The 22218-nt window shown below is 70.6% G+C and carries 19 protein-coding genes; 11 read left to right on the plus strand and 8 right to left on the minus strand.

The genetic code is table 11. The annotated features are described in order from the left end of the window. Nucleotides 1-10: 10 nt before the first annotated feature. From V2J18_RS16045 to nagA, 3 genes are read left to right on the plus strand one after another with little or no spacing between them, the layout of a single operon-like run. On the plus strand, nt 11-1333 hold the full coding sequence (locus tag V2J18_RS16045) for a D-tagatose-bisphosphate aldolase, class II, non-catalytic subunit (RefSeq protein ID WP_336132321.1): 1323 nt from the start codon (nt 11-13) through the stop codon (nt 1331-1333). 34 nt (nt 1334-1367) lie between these two features. Further along, nucleotides 1368-2144, plus strand: coding sequence for a DeoR family transcriptional regulator (locus V2J18_RS16050; protein ID WP_064747918.1), 777 nt, complete (start codon nt 1368-1370; stop codon nt 2142-2144). Further along, entirely contained in the window at nt 2141-3247 is a 1107-nt protein-coding gene (gene nagA / locus V2J18_RS16055) for an N-acetylglucosamine-6-phosphate deacetylase (RefSeq protein ID WP_336132322.1), read from the plus strand. The genes V2J18_RS16050 and nagA overlap by 4 nt, the downstream gene beginning before the upstream one ends. Before the next feature lie 151 nt (nt 3248-3398). Here the strand turns inward: nagA and ssb are convergent, their stop codons facing one another. Further along, complete coding sequence (ssb, locus tag V2J18_RS16060; protein ID WP_336132323.1) at nt 3399-3953, minus strand: single-stranded DNA-binding protein; 555 nt, start codon at nt 3951-3953, stop codon at nt 3399-3401. Between the two features lie 309 nt (nt 3954-4262). On the opposite strand from ssb, the gene V2J18_RS16065 reads away from it, so the two are divergent. Continuing rightward, nucleotides 4263-5261, plus strand: a complete 999-nt coding sequence (locus tag V2J18_RS16065) for a polyprenyl synthetase family protein (protein ID WP_064747914.1) — start codon at nt 4263-4265, stop codon at nt 5259-5261. An 874-nt stretch (nt 5262-6135) separates the two neighbouring features. Here V2J18_RS16065 and V2J18_RS16070 read toward each other — a convergent pair. The 4 genes from V2J18_RS16070 to V2J18_RS16085 form a co-directional block, all read right to left on the minus strand. Further along, entirely contained in the window at nt 6136-6933 is a 798-nt protein-coding gene (locus V2J18_RS16070; protein WP_064747808.1) for a dienelactone hydrolase family protein, read from the minus strand. Between the two features lie 237 nt (nt 6934-7170). Next, entirely contained in the window at nt 7171-8562 is a 1392-nt protein-coding gene (gene murD / locus V2J18_RS16075) for a UDP-N-acetylmuramoyl-L-alanine--D-glutamate ligase (protein ID WP_336132324.1), read from the minus strand. Further along, on the minus strand, nt 8543-9901 hold the full coding sequence (gene murL / locus V2J18_RS16080) for a UDP-N-acetyl-alpha-D-muramoyl-L-alanyl-L-glutamate epimerase (protein ID WP_336132325.1): 1359 nt from the start codon (nt 9899-9901) through the stop codon (nt 8543-8545). Before murL ends, murD begins: the two co-directional genes overlap by 20 nt. Before the next feature lie 57 nt (nt 9902-9958). Then, a complete protein-coding gene (locus V2J18_RS16085) occupies nt 9959-12556 on the minus strand; it encodes a bifunctional aspartate kinase/diaminopimelate decarboxylase (RefSeq protein ID WP_336132326.1) in 2598 nt (865 codons plus the stop codon). 320 nt (nt 12557-12876) lie between these two features. Between V2J18_RS16085 and V2J18_RS16090 the strand changes: the two genes are divergently transcribed. Continuing rightward, nucleotides 12877-13758: a PhzF family phenazine biosynthesis protein gene (locus V2J18_RS16090; protein WP_064747804.1), complete on the plus strand. Its 882-nt coding sequence runs from the start codon at nt 12877-12879 to the stop codon at nt 13756-13758. 197 nt (nt 13759-13955) lie between these two features. On the opposite strand, the gene V2J18_RS16095 is transcribed toward V2J18_RS16090, so the two are convergent. The 3 genes from V2J18_RS16095 to V2J18_RS16105 all read right to left on the minus strand — a co-directional run bounded on the left by V2J18_RS16095 (nt 13956) and on the right by V2J18_RS16105 (nt 15887). Beyond that, a complete protein-coding gene (locus V2J18_RS16095; protein WP_064747803.1) occupies nt 13956-14618 on the minus strand; it encodes a glycine zipper 2TM domain-containing protein in 663 nt (220 codons plus the stop codon). A gap of 102 nt (nt 14619-14720) precedes the next feature. Further along, nucleotides 14721-15422, minus strand: a complete 702-nt coding sequence (locus tag V2J18_RS16100) for an alpha/beta hydrolase (RefSeq protein WP_336132327.1) — start codon at nt 15420-15422, stop codon at nt 14721-14723. Nucleotides 15423-15455: 33 nt separating this feature from the next. Next, entirely contained in the window at nt 15456-15887 is a 432-nt protein-coding gene (locus V2J18_RS16105; protein ID WP_064747801.1) for an OsmC family protein, read from the minus strand. A gap of 347 nt (nt 15888-16234) precedes the next feature. Here V2J18_RS16105 and fusA point away from each other — a divergent pair, with 347 nt between their 5' ends. The 6 genes from fusA to V2J18_RS16135 all read left to right on the plus strand — a co-directional run bounded on the left by fusA (nt 16235) and on the right by V2J18_RS16135 (nt 22104). Beyond that, on the plus strand, nt 16235-18283 hold the full coding sequence (gene fusA / locus V2J18_RS16110) for an elongation factor G (protein ID WP_064747800.1): 2049 nt from the start codon (nt 16235-16237) through the stop codon (nt 18281-18283). Between the two features lie 176 nt (nt 18284-18459). Continuing rightward, nucleotides 18460-18879, plus strand: a complete 420-nt coding sequence (locus tag V2J18_RS16115; RefSeq protein ID WP_336132328.1) for a DUF4087 domain-containing protein — start codon at nt 18460-18462, stop codon at nt 18877-18879. Continuing rightward, the gene (locus tag V2J18_RS16120; protein ID WP_336132329.1) at nt 18876-20108 is read left to right on the plus strand and encodes a mechanosensitive ion channel family protein; all 1233 of its coding nucleotides are present in this window, start codon (nt 18876-18878) and stop codon (nt 20106-20108) included. The genes V2J18_RS16115 and V2J18_RS16120 overlap by 4 nt, the downstream gene beginning before the upstream one ends. Nucleotides 20109-20157: 49 nt before the next feature. Further along, complete coding sequence (locus tag V2J18_RS16125) at nt 20158-20538, plus strand: thioredoxin family protein (protein WP_222423752.1); 381 nt, start codon at nt 20158-20160, stop codon at nt 20536-20538. A 94-nt stretch (nt 20539-20632) separates the two neighbouring features. After that, nucleotides 20633-21259 (plus strand): LysE family translocator, encoded by a 627-nt coding sequence (locus V2J18_RS16130; RefSeq protein ID WP_336132330.1) that lies wholly within the window; start codon nt 20633-20635, stop codon nt 21257-21259. 122 nt (nt 21260-21381) lie between these two features. Then, on the plus strand, nt 21382-22104 hold the full coding sequence (locus tag V2J18_RS16135) for a tellurite resistance TerB family protein (protein WP_336132331.1): 723 nt from the start codon (nt 21382-21384) through the stop codon (nt 22102-22104). The last annotated feature ends 114 nt before the right edge of the window (nt 22105-22218 follow it).

The raw sequence follows: 22218 nt of genomic DNA on the forward strand, positions 1-22218 counted from the left end.
GAGCTGCCCCATGTCGCCCGTGCAATCGCTGATCGCCTCCCACCGTCAGGGCCGCAACGTCGGCCTGTACAGCGTGTGCTGCAGCAACGAGCTGGTGTTGCGCGCGGCCATGGACGTGGCCCGCCGCCACGACACCCTGCTGCTGATCGAAGCGACGTCCAACCAGGTCGACCAGTTCGGCGGCTACACCGGCATGAACCCGCCGCAGTACCGCGACTACGTGTTGTCGCTGGCGCGCGAGGAAAACTTCCCGGTCGACCGGTTGGTGCTCGGCGGCGATCACCTCGGCCCCAATGCCTGGCAAAAGCGCCCGGCGGAGGAGGCCATGGCGAACGCGCGGGTGCTGATCGAAGCCTACGTCGCCGCGGGCTTCCACAAGATCCACCTCGATTGCAGCATGTCCTGCGCCGACGACCCCACGCCCTTGCCCGACGCGGTCGTCGCCGCGCGCTCGGCCGAGCTGGCGCGCATCGCCGAAAGCACCGCCGCCGCGCACGGACTGGCGCCGCCGGTCTACGTGATCGGCACCGAGGTGCCGGTGCCCGGCGGCGAGGCTTCGCTGGCCGGCGGCCTGGCGGTGACCACGCCGCAGGCGGCCGAGCAGACGCTGGCCATCCATCGGCAGGCGTTCTGCGCGCCCGACCTGGCTGCGGCGTGGGAACGGGTGATCGCGATGGTGGTGCAGCCCGGGGTCGACTTCGATCACAGCAGCGTGCACGACTACGACCCGGCCGCAGCCCGCGCCCTGACCGACTTCCTGGAACGCCAGCCGCGCATCGTGTTCGAAGCGCATTCCACCGACTACCAGCGCGAACAGGGGCTGCACGAACTGGTGCGCGATCACTTCGCCATTCTCAAGGTCGGCCCGGCCGCGACCTTCGCCTACCGCGAAGCGCTGTTCGCGCTGGCCGCGATCGAAGCCGAGCTGCTGCCGGCCGAACGGCGTTCGAATCTGCCGCAGGTGCTGGAGCGCTGCATGCTCGACAACCCGCGCCATTGGCAGCAGCACTATCATGGCGACGAGCGCGAGCTGCACCTGCTGCGCCTGTACGCGCTCAGCGACCGCTGCCGCTATTACTGGGGCGAACCGGCCCTGGTGGCCGCGGTGCAGCGCCTGTTCGACAACCTGAGCACGCATGCGCCGCCGGCCTACCTGCTCAGCCAGTATTTGCCCGAGCAGTACCGGGCACTGCGCGCCGGCACCCTGGCCGACACGCCGCAGGCCTGGGTCCGCCACCGCATCGGCCTGTGCCTGGACGAGTACGCCCGCGCCTGCGCGGCCAATGTCGCCGGCCTTCGCGAGCACGGCGCCCGCGCCGCGGCGAACGGCTAATCTTCAGGCTTTCAGCGCGGATCGACACATGGCCATGCGCAACACCCGCTCCCGCCGGCAGCAGATCCTGCAATGCCTGATCGAGCAGGGCTCGGTGCAGGTCGCCGAGCTGGTCGAACGCTTCGGCGTCTCGGCCGTGACCGTGCGCGCCGACCTCAGCCACATCGAGTCCCAGGGCCTGGCCACCCGCACCCACGGCGGCGCCACCCTGGTGCGCACCCCGCCGCGCGAACAGGACATCCACGAGAAGGACGCGCTCAACCTGCCACTGAAGGAGCGCATCGGCGCCCGCGCCGCGCAGTTGGTGCAGGGCGGCGACAACATCATCATCGATTCGGGCTCCACCACCATGACCCTGGCCCGCCACCTGCGCGGCCACCGCGAGGTCACGGTGATGACCAACGGCCTCAACATCGCCTGGGAGCTGGCCAACGCGCCGGGCGTGGAGGTGCTGCTCAGCGGCGGCCTGCTGCGCAAGCAGTCGCTGTCGCTGCAGGGCAGCCAGGCCGAGGCCAGCCTCAACGCTTACAGCTTCGACACCCTGTTCCTGGGCGTGGACGGCCTGGACCTGCAGTTCGGCCTGACCACCCACGACGAAGCCGAAGCCCGCCTCAACCACCGCATGGTCGAGCGCGCGCGCCGGATCGTGGTGCTGACCGACGCCTCCAAGTTCGGCCGGGTCAGCCTGCACCGCATCGCCCGCCTCGACCAAGTCCACGCCATCATCACCGACGCCGGCATCGACGACCGCTACCGCGAGGGTCTGCAACGGCTGGGCATCGAGGTGATCATCGCCGAGCCGTTGCCGTGACCGACCTGCGCACCCTGCAAGGCCGCATCCTGACCCCCGCCGGCTGGCGCCGCGGGCGCATCGTCTTCGACGATCGCATCCGCGGCATCGAGGATGCCGAAGGCGACGAGGGCACCGACGCCATCGTCCTGCCCGGCTTCATCGACTTGCACGTGCACGGCGCCGCCGGCGTCGACCTGATGCAGGGCGGCGACGCCGCGCGCACTGTGGCGCGCGCGCACGTACGCCACGGCACCACCGCCCTGCTCGGCACCACCATGACCGCCGCCGAGGCCGACATCGCCCACGCGTTGCGCGGCCTGGCCAACGCCATCGCAGAGCCCGATCCACAGGCGGCGCGCGTGCTCGGCGTGCATCTGGAAGGGCCGTTCATCAGCCCACAGCGGCTCGGCGCGCAACCGCCGCTGACCGTGGAAGCCACGCTGGAATCGGTACAGCGCCTGCACGCGCTGGCGTCGATCCGGGTGTTGACCCTGGCGCCGGAAATCGGCCGTCACACCGAATTGATCCCATCGTTGAACGCGATGGGCATCCGGGTGCAGATCGGCCACAGCGCCGGCACCTACGAGGACGGGCTGGCGGCGCTGCGCGCCGGCGCATCCGGTTTCACTCATCTGTTCAACGGCATGACCGGGGTCGATCACTACCGACCCGGCATCGCTGCGGCCGCCCTCGCTCACGCCGAGTACGCCGAGCTGATTCCCGACCTGCAACACGTGCACCCCGGCGCGATCCGCCTCGCGCTGCGCGCCATTCCGCGCTTGTACGCGGTCACCGACGCCACCGCCGCCACCGGCATGCCCGACGGCGAGTACGCGCTGGGCTCCCAGCGCGTGCACAAGTGCCTGGGCTGCGTGCGCCTGGCCAGCGGCTCCCTGGCCGGCAGCGCCCTGACCATGGACCAGGCCCTGCGCAACCTGGTCGACGTCGGCCTGGACTTGGCCGATGCCGCGCAACGCGTCTCCACCTTCCCGGCCGATTACCTGGGCCTGAGCGACCGCGGCCGCCTGCAACCCGGCGCCTGCGCCGACCTGGTCGTCCTCGATCCGCAATTGCGCATCGCCCAGGTGCATGTCGCCGGCCGCGCGGTCGATCTGAGCTGAGCCCGCGGCCCGGTTCCCGCGATGGCCTTCGCCGGCCTTGTGCGGCGCCGCCGGGTCGCGCCGAATGCCCCCCCGACGCCTCGCTCGCCCTTCGTTCTGACAACGAAAAAGCCCTCCGTGCGGAGGGCTTTTTCCTGGATTCTGCGTTCGCTCAGAACGGAATGTCGTCGTCGGCAAAATCGTCGCCGAAATCGTTCGACTTGGCCGGGGGCGCTTCGCGACGCGGCGCGGACTCCTGACGACCGCCGCCGTAACCGCCACCACCACCGCCACCGTACTGACGCGCCGGACGGTCGCCGCCGCCACCGCCGCCGCGGAACTCGCCACGACCGCCGCCTTCGGAGCGTCCACCACCACCGCCGCCACCGCCTTCGCCGCCGCCGAGCATCTGCATCTCATCGGCGATGATGTCGGTGAAGTACTTCTCGACGCCGTCCTGGCCGGTGAACTTGTCGTAACGGATCGAGCCTTCGATGTAGACCTGACGGCCCTTGCGCAGGTACTCGCCGGCGATCTCGCCGAGCTTGCCGAACAGCTTGACCCGGTGCCATTCGGTGCGCTCCTGGTTGTTGCCGTCGCGATCCTTGCGGACGCTGGTCGTCGCCAGGCTGATCGTGGTCACGGCCATGCCGCCCTGGGTGTATTTGGTCTCAGGATCGTTGCCGAGGTTGCCGACCAGGATGACCTTGTTGATGCCGCGTGCCATGGGATTGCGTGTCCTTCTAGATGCCGAGGGTATGGCCTGACGATGGATTATAGCCGCCGCCCCGTCCACCGGCGGCCGCCCCGCGGCCGGGTAGGACAGCTCCGAAACCGCCGTCGGGGCTTGCCCCGGGCGCAGCCGGGGCCGTCCGAGGCCGCCCGGGCCCGTCCTCGGGGCGCCCCGAGCCGGCCGGGCACGGCGGTACGAGACCGCCCCGGCCCCGCGAACGGACCGCCGCCGCACTTTGCCGCAACCGGCCTGCCAAACGTGACGCAACCCTTATAATTTCGTTTCCTACGAGCCGACCTGCCCATGCCTTCCAGCGCCACGACCTTGTCCGCCGCCGACCTGGCGAGCATCCAATCCCTGGCCCGCGACGACATGGGAGCGGTCGATGCGCTGATCCGGCGGCGCCTGGCCTCCGATGTGGTGCTGATCAACCAGGTCGCGGAGTACATCGTCGGCGCCGGCGGCAAGCGCCTGCGGCCGATGCTGCTGTTGCTAGCGGCTGGCGCCCTCAACCACCGCGGCCCCGACGCCCACCAGCTGGCGGCGGTGGTCGAATTCATCCATACCGCGACCCTGCTCCACGACGATGTGGTCGACGAGTCCGACCTGCGCCGCGGCCGCAAGACCGCCAATGCCGTGTGGGGCAACGCCGCCAGCGTCCTGGTCGGCGACTTCCTGTACTCGCGCAGCTTCCAGCTGATGGTCGAGCTGGACCGGCTGGAAGTCATGAAGATCCTCGCCGACACCACCAACCAGATCGCCGAGGGCGAGGTGCTGCAGTTGCTGCACGTGCGCAACCCGGACACCGACGAGGCCGCCTACCTGCGGGTGATCGAACGCAAGACTGCGGTGCTGTTCGCCGCCGCGACCCGCCTGGGCGCGGTCCTGGCCGGCGCGCCGCCGCAAATCCAGCAGCGCATGCACGATTACGGCCTGGCCCTGGGCTATGCCTTCCAGATCGCCGACGACGTGCTCGACTACGCCTCCGACGCGCAGACCCTGGGCAAGAACCTCGGCGACGATCTCGCCGAGGGCAAGGCCACCCTGCCGCTGATCCACGCCATCGCCCACAGCGACGACGCCACCCGCGCCCGTCTGCGCGCTGCGGTCGAACACGGCGATACCGACGCCATGCCCGACGTGCTGGCCGCGATCCACGCCACCGGCGGCCTGGACTACAGCCGCCGGCGCGCCTGCGATTACGCCGACGCCGCCGAAGCGGCGCTGGACGCGATCGAGGACAACGACTACACCGCGGCGCTGCGCGGGCTGGCGCGGTACGCGGTGAGCCGGGATCACTGATCCGCGAATCCGCTTGCGCGCACCGCTTCGGTGGTCGCGGCTCACGCCGCTCCTACAAGGGCGGCGCATCGCTTCCTGTAGGAGCGGCGTGAGCCGCGACAGCCGCAGCGGTGCGATACCACGCCGGTCTCCGAAGCCGATTTCGCATTCGGCGATCTGCGCGCAGGTCGGGTATCCGGACTCTTTGCGAGTCCGCTTGCATGCGCCGCTTCGATGGTCGCGGCTCACGCCGCTCCTACAAGGGCGGCGCATCGCTTCCTGTAGGAGCGGCGTGAGCCGCGACAGCCGCAGCGGTGCGATACCACGCCGGTCTCCGAAGCCGATTCGCATTCGGCGATCTGCGCGCAGGTCGGGTATCCGGACTTTTTGCGAGTCCGCTTGCGTGCACCGCTTCGGTGGTCGCGGCTCACGCCGCTCCTACAAGGGCGGCGCATCGCTTCCTGTAGGAGCGGCGTGAGCCGCGACAGCCGCAGCGGTGCGATACCACGCCGGTCTCCGAAGCCGATTCGCATTCGGCGATCTGCGCGCAGGTCGGGTATCCGGACTTTTTGCGAGTCCGCTTGCGTGCATCGCTTCGGTGGTCGCGGCTTACGCCGCTCCTACAAGGGCGGCGCATCGTTTCCTGTAGGAGCGGCGTGAGCCGCGACAGCCGCAGCGGTGCGATACCACGCCGGTCTCCGAAGCCGATTCGCATTCGGCGATCTGCGCGCAGGTCGGGTATCCGGATTTTTTGCGAGTCCGCTTGCGTGCATCGCTTCGGTGGTCGTGGCTTACGCCGCTCCTACAGGGCCTTGTACGCGGCGGCGCCGCGAGGAGGCTTCGCGGTCGCGGCTCGCGCCGCTCCTACCCGTAGGGCGGGGCAACGCCGAGCGGTTCAGCGCTGGCCGAAGCGCTCGCCGAAGAATGCGCGCATGGCGGCGAAGGAACGTTTGGCCGTGCGCTCGTCGTAGCGGCAGTTGTCGCCGGGCGGATTGGCCGCGTCCTCGATCTGCGAGAAGCAGTGCACTGCGCCGCTGTAGTTGACGAATTGCCAGTCCGCGCCGGCCTCGTTCATTTCCTGCTCGAACGCGACGATGTCGGCCTGCGGCACCGATTTGTCGGCAGCGCCGTTGAGCACCAGCACCGGCGTGTCGATCTTGACCCCGTTGCCCGGCAAGTACGCCTTGAGTCCGCCATGGAAGCTGACCGCGCCGGCCAGGTCGGCGCCGGTACGGGCCAGTTCCAGCACCGCCGAACCGCCGAAGCAGAAGCCCAGCGCGCCGATCCGCTGCGGGTCCAGCGGCGCGCTCTTGGCCTGCGCCTTGAGGTTGGCGACGGCCTCGGCGACGCGTTTGCGCAAAGTGACGCCGCCGTCGCCGTAGACCTTGCCCACCGCCGCCTTGGCCTCGGTCTTGTCCTTGGGCCGCACGTCCCGGCCGTACACGTCGGCGACCAATACCACGTAATCGTCGCCGGCGATCTCGCCGGCCAGGCGGATCGCGTGGTCGGTGACGCCCATCCAGTTCGGCACCATCACCAGCCCGGGCCGCTTGATCGCATTGACGTCGTCGTAGACCAGCACGCCGCGGAACCGGTCCTCGCCCAAGGTCCATTCCACCGGCTGGGTCTTGATCGCCGCGAACGCGGGCGAGGCGCACAGCAAGAGCGACACGGCGGCGACGAGACGGCGCATGGCAGGACTCCGGCGGTTGGGATCGCGAGACTAGCGCGTTTACAGGACCGACGCTGTGACGGTCTTGGAGCGAGGCAGGCCCGCCAGCACGAGCGACCGCCGCGCGGCGGACTCATGCGGGCGTCCGTCGCCGTCTTCGCTCTCGGGTCGATGCGCGACTCGCGGCCGGCGTCGCGGATCGGGCACGCGAGCCGGGACGATGATCGACGCCAGGCCGCTCGCTGTCCGTTCCTTGCCTCAGGCTATGCCCAGTCCGGCGATCGCACTGATCGCCTCCGGGTCGAACCCGGCCAGTTCGGCGAAGTGCCGGCCGCGGGCGACATAGTCCTTGTACGGGCCATAGCTCGGCGCCCCCGGCGACAGCAGGATCACCCCGCCCTCGGCGCCGAGCGCAGCGCGAGCCTGCTGCATGGCCTCGCCCAGATCGCGCGCCGCCGACAGGCGGACGTCGGACTGCGCCGCGATCGGCGCCAACAGTTCGTGGATGCGCGGGCCGTTCTGGCCCATGGTCACGATCGCCACCGGCGCCTGCCGGCGCATGGCGTCGGCGAAGGCCTGCCAGTCCAGGCCGCGGTCGTGGCCGCCGACCAACACCGCGATGCGGCGGCCGGCGTAGACCTCGAGCGCGGCCAGAGTCGCGTGCGGGGTGGTGCTGATCGAGTCGTTGACGTAGTCGATGCCGTCCCTGCGCCCGATCGGCTGCAATCGGTTCGGCAGCGGCCGGAAACTCGCCGCCGCCGGCGCCAGCGGCGCGGCGTCCAGGCCCAAGGCCTCGATCGCGGTCAGCACCGCGCACAGGTTGCCGCGGTTGTGCCGGCCCGGCAGCGGCAGGCCGGCCGTGTCCATGATCTCGCGCTCGCCGCGCCACAGCGCGTCGCCGCGCAAGTGCCAGCCGCGTCCGTCGCCGAACCAGCGGATCTCGCTGTCGGGCAGGCGCAGGCCGGCCAGCACCGCGTCATTGGCGTTGAGCACGGCGATGCGCGGCTTGGCCTCGGTCAGCAAGCGCAGCTTGTCTTCGACATAGCGCGCCTGCGAGCCGTGCCAGTCCAGGTGTTCGGGATACAGGTTCAAGGCCACCGCGACCTCGGGCCGCGCGCCGCTCGCGCCGACGTCGCCGGTCTGGTAGCTGGACAGCTCGATCGCCCAGAACTCGGGCATAGGCTGCGGGTCCAACGCCTCCAGCAGCGGCAGGCCGATATTGCCGGCCAGCGCGGTGCGGTGGCCGCCGGCGCGCAGCAAGTGCGCCAGCAGCGAGGTGGTCGTGCTCTTGCCCTTGGTGCCGGTCACGCACACCGTGCGTGCGTCCGGATGCTCGCCGAACCACAGCGCAGTGCCGCCGAGAAAACGCGTGCCCTGCCCGGCGGCGGCCTGGGCCTCGGCGCGGTACGGGCTGATCCCCGGCGACTTGATCACGAATTCGAACGCGGCCAGGCGCTCGGCGCTGGCCATGGTTTCGATCGCCAGCAGCGGATCGCCGAGGCCGCGCGCGTCGGCGGCTTCCTCGACGCTGCAGAACAGGGTCAGTGCCGACCGCGGCAGGCGCGAACGCAGCGCGTGGTAGGCGGCGCGGCCCTCGCGGCCCCAGCCCCACAACGCGACCCGGCGGCCGTCAAGCTGCGAAATGCGCACGCAGGCGTTCCCACAGCGCGGCCGGAATGCGGTGCTGGACGTCCAGCGCCAGCACCGACTCGACGCTCAGGTCCTCGTCCTGCAGCTGCGGCCGGATCTCGCGCGCGAAGCGCTCGACCAGCGCATCCTCGCGCCACTGCGCCTGCTCGCTCAGCGCCGCCATCGCCGCGCGCGATTCGCGGCCTTCGCCGACGCACTCGAAGGGCTTGTGGTCGCGATACTCGAGCAGCGCGTCGTAACCGCCGGTCTGGCCCGGATCGTCGAGCAGATTGCGGCCGAAGATGCCGACCAGGCGCGGCTTGGTCATGAACGGCGCCAGCGCCAGGAATACGAAGTGGCACTTCGGGCATACGCCGCACCAGCGGCTGGCCGGACGCTCGCCGAGGATGTGGAAATTGCGGTTGCAGCTGCTGAAATGGGCGTCGTAGCGGTCGCTGCGGGCGAACTGGCGCGCCACCGCCAGCTCGCTGAGCGGACGCAGCAGCGAGTAGTAGCGCAGATCCGCGGCGACGTGCCGCTGCAGGTAGTCGCCGAAGGCCTGTTCGCAGGCCCAGCCCTTGGACCACTGATGGTTCACCTCGCCGGTGCCCTCGATCAGGCTGCCGTAGCTGGCCGAGCGCTCGTTGGAGAACACCACCTGGTCGGCGCCGCGCAGCAAAGCGGCCAAGGCCATGATCGCCGAGTTCACCACGGTGACCGGGATGTGGCCGTTGTAGGCGCCCTGGCGGTTGAGTTCGAACAACTGCGGCGCCAGCGCGCGGCCGAGGTTGAGGGTCGGCAGTTCGGTGCGCTGGGCGCAGGCGGCGATCAGCTGCGAGCCGCCGATCCAGGTCACGGTCTGCTCGACGCCGAGGCTGCGCAGGGCCTCGATGCTGACCAGCGAGTCCTTGCCGCCGCCGATCGCGACCAGCGCGTGCTCGCGCAGGCCCAGCGCCGGCGCCTGCGGCTGCGCGTCGGCGCCGACCGGGAAGCGGATCTTGCCGTGCAGGTCCAGGCCGTTGCGGTAGGCGAACTCGCCCAGGCCGTTGACGTAGATCAGTTCCAGCAACTGCGCGGTGTCCGAATCGATGGCGTAGCCGTCGATGCGGATCTCCGGCGGCACCGCCGCCTTGTAGTAGCTCACGCCGGCGATCAGGTGCAGCAGGCGCAGCATGCGTTCGACCGCCGTGCGGCGCGCGTCGTCGAGGACGAAGGGCGCGCCGGGAACGGTGACGGTCTCGACCAGCTCCGGGCCGTCGTCGAAAGCGTAGACCAGTTCGGCCACGCCGGTGGCCGTATCCAGGCCGCAGCGGACGAAGCGGAAGGCGCGCACGGCGTCGCGTTGGAATTGATCGCTCACGGGTTCACTCTCGGATCGTAACGGTCGCGCACGGCGGTTTTTTCTTCGAACGGGAGATCATTCGACGATCTCCTCGGCCGGCAGCGCGCGCAGGTTGTAGGTGTTGGCCATCGCCATGCCGTAGGCGCCGGCGTCGGCGACCAGGATCGTGTCGCCCTCGGCGGTCGCGGCCGGCAGCGGCCGGGCGCGACCGAGCACGTCGCTGCTTTCGCACACCGGGCCGACCACGTCGAAGATCGCGGTGTCGGCGTCGTCGTAGCGGCTGAGGTTTTGGATGCCGTGGTAGGCCTCGTACATCGCCGGCCGCATCAGCGCGTTCATGCCGGCGTCGCAGCCGACCCGGCGCACGCCGTCCTTCTCCACCACCTGGGTCGCGTGCAGCAGCAGCACGCCGCTTTCGGCGACCAGGTAGCGGCCCGGTTCGACGATCAGGCCGTAGCGCGGATACGCGGCCTTGATCTCGGCCAGGCCGGCGCGCCACTGGCCGAGGTCGAACTGCGGCGCCTCCGGGGTGTAGGCGACCGGCAGGCCGCCGCCGATGTCGATGGTTTCGATGGTGCCGACGCTGTCGGCCAGCCCGGCCAGGCTGGCGTAGACGCCGCGCCAGTGCTGCGGGTCGTCGATGCCGCTGCCCAGGTGCGCGTGCAGGCCGCTGATGCGCACGCCGAGCTGGCGGGCTTCTTCGACGAAGGCGTCGAAGCGCGCCAGCGGCAGGCCGAACTTGGCCGCGACGCCGCCGGTGCGGACCTTCTCGTGATGGCCCTCGCCGTGGCCCAGGTCCAGGCGCAGCCACAGGGTGCGGCCGCGGAAGGTCTCCGGCCAGCGCTGCAGGGCTTCGATGTTGTCGAGGGTGACGATCACTCCGCGCCGCAGGGCCTCTTCGTATTCGCGCCGCGGCGCGAAGCTGGGAGTGAACAGCACCCGCTCGGGCGCCATGTGCGGCACGGCCTCGAACACGCGCTCGATCTCGGCCAACGACACGCACTCCAGGCCGAAGCCTTCGCCGACGATGGCCTTGAGCACCGCCGGATGCGAATTGGCCTTCATCGCGTAGAAGCAGCGGTCGATCGATTCGATGCCGATCAGCGAACGCGCGCGTTCGCGCACCGTGGCCAGGTCGTAGACATAACGCGGGGTGCCGGCCTCGGCCAGGGCCAACAGCTTCTCGCGCTTGCCCTGCCACCAGGCCGGCGCGCGCTGCGGCTTGCCGTGCGCGATCTCGATCCAACTCGGCCCGAACACGCTGTCGTCGCGCACCGGCATGGCGCCGCCGCGGATCAGTTCGTGGTGCAGGTGCGGCAGCAGGCCGTCGGCGTCGGCCTCGTCGATGACGAAGGTCAGGTTGAGATCGTTCGAGGACTGCGAGATCAGGTGCACGCGCTCGCGCCCGAACGCGGCCCAGATGTCGGACAGCCGGTGCAGCAGCGAACGCATGCCGCGGCCGACCAGGGTGATCGCCGCGCACGGCGCGATCACCTTGACCCGGCAGACCTCGGCCAGATCGGTCGACAGCGCTTCCAGCACGTTGCTGTTGACCAGGTTCTCGCTGGGGTCGAGCGACACGGTGACGTTGGTTTCCGACGAACCGATCAGGTCGATTGACAGGCCGTGGCGCTTGAAGCGCTCGAACACGTCGGCGAGGAAGCCGACCTGCTGCCACATGCCGATGCTTTCCATCGACACCAGGACGATGCCGTTGCGGCGGCTGATCGCCTTGACTCCCGGTACCGTCGCCGCGCTGGCGTCGATGCGGGTGCCGGGCAGATCGAAACGCTCGGTGTCGAGGATCGCCATCGGCACGCCGGCGTCGCGGCACGGCGCGATCGAGCGCGGGTGCAGCACCTTGGCGCCGGTGGTGGCGATTTCCTGCGCTTCGGCGTAGTCCAGCCGCGCCAGCAGGCGCGCCTCAGGCACTTCGCGCGGGTTGGCGCTGAACATGCCCGGCACGTCGGTCCAGATCTCGACCCGCTGCGCTTTCAGCAGGGCGCCGAAATACGCGGCCGACGTGTCGGAACCGCCGCGGCCCAGGATCGCGGTGCCGCCGTCGCCGTGGCGGGCGATGAAGCCCTGGGTGATCAGCATCGCGGTCGGCTGCGCGCTGAAGCGCTCGACGAAGCCGGGCTCGGCCTGATGCCGGCAGTTCACCGACAGCCGCTGCGCCCACTCGCTGGCGTTGGGCAGCGAGACAGCGTCCAGCCAGTCGCGCGCGTCGCTCCAGCCGAAGTCGTGGCCCTGCGAGCGCAGGTAGGCCGCGCCCAGGGTCGACGACAGCAACTCGCCCTGGCCCAGCACTTCGGCCTGCCAGTCCAGCGCGCGACTGGCCGCGCGCGGATCGGTTTCCAACGCAACCAGTTTCGCCAGGCGCTCGCCGAGCACTGCGTCCGGATCCAGGTCGAGTTCCGCGCAGAAGCTGCGATGGCGCTCGACCAGGCCGGCGAAACGCGCCGCCAGCCCCTCGTCGCTGCCGACCGGGGCGTAGGCGATCGCCTGCAGTTCGTTGGTGACGCCCGACAGCGCCGAGACCACCACCAGCACCCGGCGGCCGTCTTCGTGCAGGCGTTTCGAGGCCAGGCGTCCGATCGTGTCCCAACGGTTGCGGCGAGATACCGAAGTACCGCCGAACTTGAGCACCACCCAGCCTGTCTGTTGCGCCACCACTGTTTCCTCGATTGTCGTTCCGCTTGATTGGGCCCGGCATGCGCCGGGGCAGGTCGATCCGCCCGCTACGGGCCGCGCACGGCCGCACCGGGATTCCGCACTTGCTGCTCGTGCGCGCCGGGGCGTGCAGCCGTCGGCAGGCGCCCTTAGAATCACGCGCTCGCCCGGGGACCCGGGCACGAAACGACGATTCTAGTCCAACCTGCCCGCTCCCGAGCGCCGCCCCGCCCCCTTCCTTCGCTGTTCTTTCCCAGGCCCCGCCTTTCGCACTCCCTGTGTACCGCCACCTGCACGGGCCCTACGGAACCTCTCCCGAAATGACGCAACGCCGCTATCTGCAACTGGACGTGTTCGCCGACCGCCCCGGCGCCGGCAATCCGCTGGCCGTGGTCCTCGACGCCGAAGGCCTGGACGACCGCGACATGCAGGCCATCGCCCGCTGGACCCGCCTGCCCGAGACGACTTTCGTGTTCCCGCCGACCCAGCCCGGCGCCAGCTACCGCATCCGCATGTTCAGCCCGCGCCGGGAAGTGCCGTTCGCCGGCCACCCCAGCGTCGGCACCGCCTGCGTGGTGTTGGAGGCCGGACTGGCCGCGCCGGTCGACGGCCGCCTGGTCCAGGAAGGCGTGGCCGGTCTGCTGCCGCTGGCGGTCGACGGCGAAGGCGAGCAGCGCACGATCGCGGTGCGCACGCCGCGCGCGCGGGTGGTCGAGGTCGCCGACGCCCGCGATCCGCGCCTGACCGACACCTTGCGCAATCTGCCGCTCGGCGCACTGCCGCCGGCGCTGATGGACGGCGGCCGCCGTTGGTGGCTGGCCGAACTGCGCGACGAAGCCGCGCTGCGCGCCGCGACCCCGGACTGGGCCGCGATCGGCCGCTTGGCTGAAGCCACCGAGAGCATGGGGCTGTGCGCCTTCGCCCGCGCCGACGCCGGCTGCGACTACGACCTGGTGGTGCGCGCCTTCGTCGGCGCCCCGGCGCAATTCGAGGACGCCGCCTCCGGCGCCGCCAACGCCACCCTCGCCGCCTGGCTCAACCACAACGGCGCCCTGCCCGGCCACGACGGCCGCTACACGGTCAGCCAGGGCCGCGAAGTCGGCTTCGACGCGCGCCTGCAACTGCGCGTGGACGGCGACGGCGAAGTCTGGTCCGGCGGCCGGGTCAGCAACGTGGTGCGCGGCCACATCGACTGGCGCTGAGCCTCGGCCCGCGCCGGCCGCGACCTTGTCGGAGCCGTTCGAACGCGCTCGAACCGCCCCGCGAACCCAGGCCGCGAAACCCGCAAAGAACCGCAAACAGAAACGCCGGGACCTCGCGGCCCCGGCGTTCCACCGGTCCGGCATCGCTGCCGGCTGAAGCGACGCACCCGTTCCTTGCGCCGCCCCGGTTCGTCGGTTCAGTCCGGACGCACGTCCACGCGCACCCGCAAACGGTCGCCGGGGTGATGATTGGTGCGGGTGTGGTACGTCTTGCCGGCGTATTCGTAGGTCACGTCGTAGGCGCTGACCGAGCGCTCGCCGCCGGAGTAGTAATTGTTGCCGCCGGCCGGCTCCGGGTCGCAGACCCGCACCGTACCGGTGCGCGGGGCCTGGTTGCGCTTGCTCTGCTCGTAGATGCTGCGGCCGGCCATGCCGCCGACCATCGAGCCGATCGCCGAGGTCGCATAGCGCGCGCTGCCGCCGCCGACCTTGCTGCCCAGCACCGCGCCGACGATGCCGCCGACCACGGTCGCGGCGGTGCGGCCGCCTTCGGTGCCGGCGCTGCGGCGCTGGTTGCCGTAGGAGTCGTAGTACTCGTCGCGGCGGGTGTAGTCGTCGCCGTAGTAGGAATCGCCTTCGACATAGGTCGGACGCTCGTAGCAGCGGCTGCCGCCGACCGGCTGCGAGCGGTAGTTGTCGAACACCGGATCGACCCGGATCACCCGCGCGTAATCGACCTGCGAGGCGCCGTAGCCGGCATCGTAGCCGTTGCTGCCGGAATGGCCGTACGACTGCGCCGAGGCAGCGCCGGTAGCGACGGCCAGGGCCAGGCCCAGGCCGGTGACGAGCGAGCGGTTCATGTGGACTCCCATGCGCCGACAGGGCGCGAGGTGGATCGTCGGGCCCGCGCGGTCAACACGCGCTGAATGCCGCCGCCTGTCCCCCTCTTGTAACGGCGGCATTCACCCGCCCGTTAGCCAGTCTGCGACTTCGGTCGCGATCGCGGCGGCGCCGCGGCCGAGCAAGGGGTCGACGTGTCCGGCCGTAGCGAGGGTCCGGTGCTGCGCGCCGACCGCGGCGGCGAACTCGGCGACCAGCGCCGGCGGCACGTCCCGGTCGGTGCGCGAGGACAGGCACAGCACCGGGCAGGCCGGCGCCGGCGCCGCGATGCCGGCGTGCGCGGCGCGCAGCACCGCACCGGACTCGTCGCGCCAACGACGGAACGCGTACAGCGCCGCCGCGTCGTCGGCCTCGGCTATGGCACGCCGGGTCGAGGCCAGTCGCGCCTGACTGTGCCAAGCCACCCGCGGCGGCCAGTCGCGCGTCGGCAGGCGCGTCGCCCAGGGCGCTGGCAGCAAGGGGTTCACCAATACCAAAGCCTCGGCGCGATCGGCCGCGACCCAGGCCAGCAAGCCGCCCAGGCTGGCACCGACGACCGCGCGCGGCCGCGGCAAGGCCTCCAGGGCGGTGCGGACTTGGTCCAGGTAGTCGGGCCAGTGGGTACCTTCCAGCCCCGCCGGCGCCGGTTGCAGGTCGGGCGCGGCGACGACGAGGCCGCGCGCGGCCAGTACCGGCGCCCATAGATTCCATTCCCAGCCGCCCCCGCCCGCGCCGTGGATCAGCAGGACATGGCGTAACGAGGGAAGCGAGGCGGACGGCGACATGCGGCCATTGTCGCCGCCCGCGCGCGCCGGCGCTCAAACCAGCTTGGCGTCCAGGCTGATCGGCACCGCGCTCAAGGCCTTGGACACCGGGCAATTGGCTTTGGCGTCCTCGGCGATGGCCTGGAACTTGGCCGCGTCGATGCCCGGCACTTCGGCGGTGGTCTTGAGCCGGATCTGCGACAGGCTCGGCCCGCCTTCCAGCGACAGGTCGACTTCGGCGCGGGTGTCGAGCCGCGCCGGCGGATGCCCGGCCTCGGTCAGCTTGGCCGACAGGGCCATGGTGAAGCAGCCGGCATGGGCCGCGGCGATCAGCTCCTCGGGATTGGTGCCCTTCTCCTCGCCGAAGCGGCTGTTGAAAGCGTAGCGGGTCTCGCTCAACACCCCGCTCTGCGGCGTGCTCAACCGACCCAGACCGCTCTTGAGATCGCCTTCCCAGTGCGCGGTGGCGTGACGCGAAATACCCATGGTGCCGCTCCTTCGTCGAGGGGCGGCCAGGGTAGCGGGTCGGACGTTACAAGCGAGCAAAGAGTGAAGAGAAAAGAGAAACGAGCCGAAGCGCCGCAGTGCCGCCCTCTCGCCCTGCTCGCGGCTCGTTCCTCTCCACTCGCTCCTCGCCTTGCCGCGATGCAGCACGCGCATTCGCGCCTCCGGGCGCCGTTCCGGGCTTGACCCGCCCCCCTCGCTGCGGGAGGCTGTGGTCCCGGCGCGCGCGCCGGCACCCGCCATGACCGCCCGCCGAGCGCCACGCTCGGGCGCGCAGCGCGGACAGCCATGACGGCCTTCCCACCCTTGCCTCAGGGAGAAGTCCGCTCATGTCCTACAGCACAGAATCGATCCGCAACGTGGCCTTGGCAGGCCACCCCGGCGCCGGCAAAACCACCCTGTTCGAAGCCCTGCTGCAGGCCGGCGGCGCAGTCCAGACGGCAGGCAGCATCGAACGCGGCAGCACGGTCTCCGATTTCGACCCGATCGAAAAACAACGCGGCCACTCCATCGACGCCGCGATCGCCAGCACCGACCACGCCGGCATCCACGTCAACCTGATCGACACCCCCGGTTACCCCGACTTCCGCGGCCCCACCCTGTCGGCGCTGGCCGCGGTCGAGACCGCCGCGGTGATCGTCGACGCCGACCGCGGCGTCGAATACGGCACCCGGCGGATGATGGAACACGCCAAGACGCGCCGATTGTGCCGGGCGATCGTGGTCAACAAGATCGACCACGAAAACGCCGACGTCGCCCGCGTGCTCGACGATATCCGCGACAGCTTCGGCCCCGAATGCCTGCCGCTGAACCTGCCCGCCGACGGCGGCGCTCGGGTGGTCGACTGCTTCGGCAGCGCCGAAGGGAACAGCGACCTGGGCGCGGTCGCCGACTGGCACCAGAAGATCATCGACCAGGTGGTCGAGATCAACGAAACGGTGATGGAGCACTATCTCGATCTCGGCGAGGGCGGCCTGTCCGGCGCCGAGTTGCACGACGCCTTCGAGCAATGCCTGCGCGAGGGCCATCTGGTGCCGGTGCTGTTCTGCTCGGCGCGCAGCGGCGCCGGGATCAAGGAACTGCTCGACGTCGCCGAGCGCCTGTTTCCGCACCCGGGCGAAGCCAACCCGCCGCCGTTCGTCAAAGGCACGGGCGAGGACGCGCAGACCATCGAGGCTCAGCCCGACCCCAAGGCGCACGTGATCGCCGACGTGTTCAAGATCGTCAACGATCCCTTCGTCGGCAAGCTCGGCGTGTTCCGGGTCTACCAGGGCACGGTGCGCAAGGACACCCAGTTGTTCGTCGACGACGGCAAGAAGCCGTTCAAGGTCGGCCATCTGTTCAAGCTCAAGGGCAAGGACCATGTCGAAATCGACCAGGCGGTGCCCGGCGACATCGCCGCGGTGGCCAAGGTCGACGAACTGCATTTCGACGCGGTGCTGCACGACAGCCACGACGAGGACCAGATCCACCTGGCACCGCTGAATTTCCCGCGGCCGATGTTCGGCCTGGCGGTCGACGCCGCCAGCAAGGGCCAGGAGCAGAAGCTCTCCACCGCCCTGCACAAGCTGGCCGAGGAAGACCCCTGCTTCCAGGTCGAGCGCGAAACCGAAACCAACGAGACCGTGATCCGCGGCCTGTCCGACCTGCACTTGCGCATCAACCTGGACCGGCTCAAGGACAAGTACGGCGTCGAAGTGGTCTCGCGGCCGCCGCGCATCGCCTACCGCGAGACCGTCGCGGCCAAGGCCGAGGGCCATCACCGGCACAAGAAGCAGACCGGCGGCGCCGGCCAGTTCGGCGAGGTGTTCCTGCGCATCGAACCGCTGCCGCGCGGCGGCGGCTTCGAGTTCGTCGATGAGGTCAAGGGCGGCACCATTCCGGGCCAGTTCCTACCGGCGGTGGAGAAAGGCGTGCGCCAGGTGCTGCACGACGGTGCGGTCGCCGGCTATCCGATCCAGGACGTGCGGGTGATCGTCTACGACGGCAAGTACCACAGCGTCGACAGCAAGGAAGTGGCCTTCGTCGCCGCCGGCAAGAAGGCCTTCCTCGACGCGATCGGCAAGGCCCGGCCGCAGGTGCTGGAGCCGATCGTCGACCTGGAAGTGGCCGCGCCCGAGCAGCACATGGGCGACATCAGCGGCGGCCTGGCCAGCAAGCGCGCGCGCATCAACGGCACCGACAGCGTGCGCGGCGGCGAGATCGTGGTCCGCGCCCAGGTGCCGCTGTCGGAGCTGGAAGGCTACGCCGCCGAACTCAAGTCGGTGACCGCCGGCCGCGGGCGTTATTCGCTGGACTTCAGCCACTACGAGCCGGTGCCCGGCAACGTGCAGCAGAAGCTGGTCGAGGCCTACAAGCCGCGCCACGAAGAGGACTGAGCCGTACGGCCGGCCCGACTGCCGGCGCGCGCCGCGCCGGCAGTCCGCTCGCGCGCGTCCGCGCGCGCGGCCTCGCGACGGCCGGGCGCAGGGCCGATTATGATCGCCGATCGGTTCACGCCGAACGCAAGCATGCGTTCTTTCATTCGCCGGGCCGGATCGCCCAGGAGTCGCCGATGCCTTCGTTCCGCATTCCCTCCATGTGCGCTGCGGCGCTGCTGCTCGCCCTCGCCGCCGCGCCCCTGCACGAGGCGGGCGCGCGCAAGCCCGCACCCGCCACACCGGCCGTGCAGAACCGCTGCGGCTGGTTCATCAACCCGACCCCGGGCAATGCCTGGCTGTACGACCGCGACGCCGAATGGACCGTCGGCCTGCAGGGCGGCCACCAGGCCGAGGGCGACTGGCCGGCGATCGCCGAGGGCGAGTGGGTCGAGACCAACCGCCACTACGGCTACGGCTGCGCCTGCATGCGCGTGATCGCCGACGATCGGAGCAAGCAGGTACTGCGCATCGTGTCCGCGCGCGGGCTCAAGCTCGAGCAATGCCGGCGCGACCGGGCCCTGACCGAACCGCTGCAGGAGCTGCGCGGCGAATGATGCCCGACGCCCCGCCCACCGACCCGGAGCTGCACGAGATCGTCTCCGACGCGATGACCGCGGTGTCGAGCCCGACCGATCTGATCGTGGCGCTGATCGCGGTCGCCGCCGCGCTGACCGCCGGGGTGCTGGCCACGCGCTGGCTGCATCGCCGGCTCGGCCACCATCGCCGGGTGGCGTCGACCCTGATCGACTACCTGTGCACGCCCCTGCTGGCCACCTCGGTGCTGGTGGCGCTGCAGGTCGTCGGCAACCCGTTGATCGGCCTCAGCGCGACCTTGCTGGTGCTGTTCCTGGCGATCCGCGTGCTCGCCGCGCTGCTGGAACTGCTGTTCCGCCCGACCCTGCCGCTGCGGCTGATGCTGCGCCTGACCACCGTGGTGTCGTGGCTGGCCGCCGTGTTCGCCCTGTTCGCCGACCGCAGCGCCACCATCGCCAAGATCTACAGCGCCAACGTCAAGCTCGGCGGCATCTCGCTGTCCAGCCAGGGCATCCTGAGCGGACTGGTGGTCGGCGTGGTGGTGGCGATCGTCGCCCTGTGGGGCGACAAGACCGTGGCCGCGCTGCTGCGCCGCAGCCGCACCCTGCAGCCGAACTTCGTGCTGGCGCTGTCGCGCATCTTCAGCGTCGCGATCTGGATCGTCGCCACGGCGTTGATCTTCAGCGCCAGCGGCATCAACCTGACCGCGCTGGCGGCGTTCAGCGGCGCGCTCGGCATCGGCCTGGGCCTGGGCCTGCAGAAGCTGGCCGCCAGCTACATCAGCGGCCTGATCGTGTTGTTCGAACAGTCGGTGCGGGTCGGCGACAACATCGCCAGCAACGGCATCGTCGGCCGGGTCACCCGCATGACCGTGCGCTACACCATGATCCGCACCCGCGACGGAGTCGAGGCGATCGTGCCCAACGACAGCCTGACCGGCAACGTGATCGTCAATCAGTCCTGGTCCGACCGCAATCTGCGCCTGGTGTGCGGCGTGCTGGTCAAGGGCGATACCGACATCGCCCTGGCCCGCCGCTTGTTCGTGGACGCGATGCGGGCCCAGGAACGGGTGCTGGAGCAGCCGCCGCCGCACATGTACATCACCGGCATCAACGACAAGGGCATCCAGCTCGACGGCCATTTCTGGATCAACGACCCCGAGAACGGCCAGCACAACGTCGCCTCGGACGTCTACGACGCCATGCTGGCCGGGTTCCGCAGCCACGGGGTGCAGTTGGTGGCGCAGTGACGGCGACGGACGGCGCGCAGCGGCGCGCCTGCGGCGCTAGGATGGGGGCGTGACCGAGACCGCTCACCCGCGTTTTTTCTGGCAGTTCCCGATGCAGCTGGTGCGCGAGGCGCGGCTGGCCGAGTTCCTGCCCGACGACGGCCGCCTGCGCATCCTGTTCCTGTGGGGCAAGGACTGCCCGAACTGCGACATCGCCAAGGGCCAGATGCTGCTGGCCCAGGACCGCTTCAGCTGGCCGGACGTGGAATGGCTGCACGACAACGTCTACGAAGACCCGGTCATGGCCACCCGCTTCGGCCTGCACGGCATTCCAGCCTTTTTCGTGTTCCGCGGCGGCAGGAAGCTCGGCCGCATCGGCCAGTGGCCCGGCACCGAGGCCTTCGTCGCCGCGATCGAGAAGCTGCGCCCGGCCGAGCCCGGCGCCGCCTGAGCGCGGCCGCCGCAACGCAGCATCGTGCCGCGGCGCTTGGCGGCGACGCGGGACCGGGCGCAGACTGCGGTTCCGCCCGCCGCCCTCTGCCGCCATGTTCGACGCCGCCACCCTCGCCGCCTATCTGGTCGCCGCCGCCGTGCTGGTGCTGATTCCGGGACCGGGCACGGCCTGGATCGTCGCCCAGAGCGCCGCCGGCGGCACCGCGCGCGGGGTCCAGGCCGCGTTCGGCCTGGAGACCGCGACCCTGATCCATGCGCTGGCCGCCGGCCTGGGCCTGTCGGCGCTGCTGGCGACCTCGGCGCTGGCCTTCGAAGTGCTCAAGTACGCCGGCGCGGCCTATCTGATCTGGCTCGGCATCAAGGCCTGGCGCAGCGGCGAAGCGGCCGCCTCCGAGCCGGCCGCCGCGGCGCCGGTGTCGGCGCGCGGGGTGTATCTGCGTTCGGTCCTGACCGGGGTGCTGAACCCCAAGGTGGCGCTGTTCTTCCTCGCCTTCCTGCCCCAGTTCGTGCATCCCGAGCGCGGCATGGTCTGGCTGCAGTTCCTGATCCTGGGCGCGCTGCTGTCGCTGATCGGGCTGCTCAACAGCCTGCTCCTGAGCTTCGCCGTCGGCCGCTTCGGTCGCCGCTTCGCCGGCCGCGGCGGGCGCTGGAAGGAGCGCCTGACCGGCAGCGTGTTCATCCTGCTCGGCCTGCGCCTGGCCGTGCAGCAGCGCGGCTGAGCCGCCCTCGCCGCGGCACCGACGAGGTTCAACCGCGCCTGTACGCCGGCCGCGCGCGGCTTGAAGCGCGCGGCGCCGCCCACAGGTCGGACGTTCACGACCTCAGCCACGGAGCGCCGCGCATGAAGACCCAGGGCTTTCTCGACCAGTTGCTCAAGACCGCACAAAGCAGCCTGGGCGGCGCCGGCGGCCTGGAGGGACTGCTTGGCGGCGGCAAGCCGCCGGCGCGCTACGAGCAACGCAGCGAAGCCCGCGAGGACACGCGTGGTCTGCTCAACGCCGACTTCGGCAAAGGCGCCCTGACCGGCGGCGCGCTCGGCTTGCTGCTGGGGCACAAGAAGCTGCGCAAGCATGCCGGCAAGATCGCCCTGTACGGCGGCGTCGCCGCGCTCGGCGTGCTGGCCTATAAGGCCTACGGCGACTACAAGCGCCAGCAGGGCGATGCCGGCATCGATCCGCAGACCGTCGACCGCCTGCCGCCGCCGCAGGCCGAGCAACACAGCCAGGCCATACTCAAGGCCCTGGTCGCCGCGTCCAAGGCCGACGGCCACATCGACGCGCGCGAACGCGAGGTGATCGAAGGCGAGTTCGTGCGCATCGACGGCGATCCGGAACTGCGCCGCTGGCTGCACGAGGAACTAGAAAAGCCGCTCGACCCGGCCGAGGTCGCGCACGCCGCGAGCGGCCCGGAAGTCGCCGCGGAAATGTACCTGGCCAGCCTGCTCGCCGCCGACGAACAGAGCTTCATGGAGCGCGCCTATCTCGACGAACTGGCGCGCCAGTTGAAGATCGACGACGCGTTGAAGGCGCGCCTGGAGCAGCAACTGCGCGACGCGCAGGGCTAACCCGCGGCGTCGCGGCATGCCGGACCTCGATCACAACCCGCGCCGGCCGCGCCACGTCCATGCCGCCGATCGCGCCGCCGGTCGGCGACGGCGCACGCGGCCGTCGCGCAGGCG

The sequence above is a fragment of the Lysobacter firmicutimachus genome (assembly GCF_037027445.1).
Lineage (GTDB): Bacteria > Pseudomonadota > Gammaproteobacteria > Xanthomonadales > Xanthomonadaceae > Lysobacter > Lysobacter firmicutimachus.

What these genes read in the sequence shown, in the direction of transcription:
- V2J18_RS16045 (WP_336132321.1), top strand. Translation starts at nt 11, where the DNA reads ATGTCGCCCGTGCAATCGCTGATCGCCTCCCACCGTCAGGGCCGCAAC.
- V2J18_RS16050 (WP_064747918.1), top strand. Translation starts at nt 1,368, where the DNA reads ATGCGCAACACCCGCTCCCGCCGGCAGCAGATCCTGCAATGCCTGATC.
- ssb (WP_336132323.1), bottom strand. Translation starts at nt 3,953, where the DNA reads ATGGCACGCGGCATCAACAAGGTCATCCTGGTCGGCAACCTCGGCAAC.
- V2J18_RS16065 (WP_064747914.1), top strand. Translation starts at nt 4,263, where the DNA reads ATGCCTTCCAGCGCCACGACCTTGTCCGCCGCCGACCTGGCGAGCATC.
- V2J18_RS16070 (WP_064747808.1), bottom strand. Translation starts at nt 6,933, where the DNA reads ATGCGCCGTCTCGTCGCCGCCGTGTCGCTCTTGCTGTGCGCCTCGCCC.
- V2J18_RS16090 (WP_064747804.1), top strand. Translation starts at nt 12,877, where the DNA reads ATGACGCAACGCCGCTATCTGCAACTGGACGTGTTCGCCGACCGCCCC.
- V2J18_RS16095 (WP_064747803.1), bottom strand. Translation starts at nt 14,618, where the DNA reads ATGAACCGCTCGCTCGTCACCGGCCTGGGCCTGGCCCTGGCCGTCGCT.
- V2J18_RS16100 (WP_336132327.1), bottom strand. Translation starts at nt 15,422, where the DNA reads ATGTCGCCGTCCGCCTCGCTTCCCTCGTTACGCCATGTCCTGCTGATC.
- V2J18_RS16105 (WP_064747801.1), bottom strand. Translation starts at nt 15,887, where the DNA reads ATGGGTATTTCGCGTCACGCCACCGCGCACTGGGAAGGCGATCTCAAG.
- fusA (WP_064747800.1), top strand. Translation starts at nt 16,235, where the DNA reads ATGTCCTACAGCACAGAATCGATCCGCAACGTGGCCTTGGCAGGCCAC.
- V2J18_RS16115 (WP_336132328.1), top strand. Translation starts at nt 18,460, where the DNA reads ATGCCTTCGTTCCGCATTCCCTCCATGTGCGCTGCGGCGCTGCTGCTC.
- V2J18_RS16120 (WP_336132329.1), top strand. Translation starts at nt 18,876, where the DNA reads ATGATGCCCGACGCCCCGCCCACCGACCCGGAGCTGCACGAGATCGTC.
- V2J18_RS16130 (WP_336132330.1), top strand. Translation starts at nt 20,633, where the DNA reads ATGTTCGACGCCGCCACCCTCGCCGCCTATCTGGTCGCCGCCGCCGTG.
- V2J18_RS16135 (WP_336132331.1), top strand. Translation starts at nt 21,382, where the DNA reads ATGAAGACCCAGGGCTTTCTCGACCAGTTGCTCAAGACCGCACAAAGC.